We start from the raw sequence: 1,783 nt of genomic DNA, 5'->3' as shown, positions 1-1,783 counted from the left end.
GCAGAATTCTGCAACCGTTAACCCGCTCTCTTTTTGATAATCGAAGATACTTGGCCAGTCGTGTTTGGCTTTCTTGGTGTTCTTTTTAGTCATGTGCTAGTTCCTTGTGAATTTTGGAACTAGCGTAATTAATTGTTGGGTTTGGTATTATGTGTGCTTGGCTAGACGCTTACAAAGTATCAGAGACCTAGCTCTTTTCAACCTAGCAATTGATAGCATGCTTCGAAGTTGTGATCTTGTCAGACTGTCAGTCAGTGACATAAGTCATGGCGATGGTATTCAATCACGCGCACAAATCATTCAGAAAAAAACGAAAACACCTGTTCAATTTGAAATTACAGCGAAGACAAAAACGACCTTAAATAAACTGATTGAGATTCAGCATTTAGGTTTTAACGATTTCTTATTTCAAAGTCGGTGTAAGAAATCAGAGCATCTATCTACTAGACAATATGCTCGAATTGTTGACTCATGGGTTTCCAGTATTGGTTTAGATAAGGCAGCTTATGGCACTCACTCAATGAGGCGAACAAAAGCTTCAATTATTTATCGTGAAACAAAGAATCTTAGAGCTATTCAGATATTGCTAGGGCACTCAAAAATCGACAGTACTATAAGGTATCTTGGAGTTGAAGTAGATGATGCGCTTGATCTTGCCGAACGAATCCAGGTGTAGATATTTTCCAACAGGTGGATACTAAAAAGTAGCTACCTGTCAGAGATACCAATATTCAGTTGTGAACTTGGTTTTGTTTTTGGTGTAGGTCTTTTAAGAACTCAGGAGCAAGGTCTGCACCATTAGGCCAAACCACAGTCTCTAGCTCAGGATCAACTGAAACTTTAGAAAAAACAGCTACATCTTTTAATGGTAAAAAGACGGTACCTTCCAAAGCTCCTTTTAAGTCAATATTGCCTGAAGTGCCATCATCAAAAGCAACCCAAAGTGTAAAGTCGGAAACGTGCTTTGCTGATTTAATATGAAGCATAATTTGTTACTCCAACGGTGCTATGTAATTCAAAGGTTCGCCAGAGCGAGCTTTGTCCCAATTTTCTTCTAACTCAGTTAGGTGATATGAAATCCATTCTTGAACGAATTTGATAGCTCTGTTAGGCAATTCACCTTCGATGATTTCTCCATCAAAGTTAAATAGAGCCTCATACCCTGAGTACTTTGCATGAAAATGCGGAGGGTTATGATCGTTAAAATACATTGCGATCAATATTCCATAAAACCTACTTATTACCGGCATCCACCGCTCCAGTCTATAAATTTTCTCTATTATATCGTCAAACTTTAGTATTTACCGTATTTTTTAAACAGATGCCAATGACGTCCGCAAAACGGACCTTCATGACTGATCGATAAACAAAGATTTTTTGGCCAATATTGATCTGATCGGTTACTTCTGGAAAGTGAGATAAGCGGACATAACAGTTGGACTGTTTTTACAAAATTACGGCCAATATTCGCTAAGTGAAGCTTCTTCTATATGCTGTATGCATAAACAGTATCAAGAGGGATACCCCCCTGTGTCAGGATAGTTGTCGCCTCTGTTAATTTTTAATAATTGAATAGGAGGCGGTAAGAGAATATGAGTGAAGCATTATTCAAAAGAGTTTAAAGAAGCCATTGTTAAGAAGTGGCTTGAAAGTGGGTTATCATTAAGAACGTTTTCAGCCCAGGAAAACATAAACCTATCCACCTTGTATTCCTGGCGAGATAAATTTCAATTACCAGGTTCAAGTGTGACAAAAAGTAGTAGTCCAGATAACTGGTCTCCAG

4 protein-coding genes are annotated in these 1,783 nt (G+C 38.3%); 2 read left to right on the top strand and 2 right to left on the bottom strand.

Translation table 11 applies throughout. The features are described from left to right. The first annotated feature begins 106 nt into the window (after positions 1-106). Complete coding sequence (locus A3763_RS15580; protein ID WP_156497766.1) at positions 107-676, top strand: tyrosine-type recombinase/integrase; 570 nt, start codon at positions 107-109, stop codon at positions 674-676. Between the two features lie 55 nt (positions 677-731). Here the strand turns inward: A3763_RS15580 and A3763_RS15575 are convergent, their stop codons facing one another. Both A3763_RS15575 and A3763_RS15570 read right to left on the bottom strand, forming a co-directional pair. After that, complete coding sequence (locus A3763_RS15575) at positions 732-986, bottom strand: DUF2442 domain-containing protein (protein ID WP_068510406.1); 255 nt, start codon at positions 984-986, stop codon at positions 732-734. A 6-nt stretch (positions 987-992) separates the two neighbouring features. After that, entirely contained in the window at positions 993-1,250 is a 258-nt protein-coding gene (locus A3763_RS15570; RefSeq protein ID WP_068511393.1) for a DUF4160 domain-containing protein, read from the bottom strand. Positions 1,251-1,596: 346 nt separating this feature from the next. Here A3763_RS15570 and A3763_RS15565 point away from each other — a divergent pair. After that, the coding region (locus tag A3763_RS15565; protein ID WP_156494918.1) for a transposase at positions 1,597-1,783 on the top strand (187 nt) is incomplete at its 3' end.

Source organism: Oleiphilus sp. HI0128 (assembly GCF_001635365.1).
The sequence above is the reverse complement of the archived record's forward strand: the minus strand, read 5'-3'. Positions and strand labels throughout refer to the sequence as shown.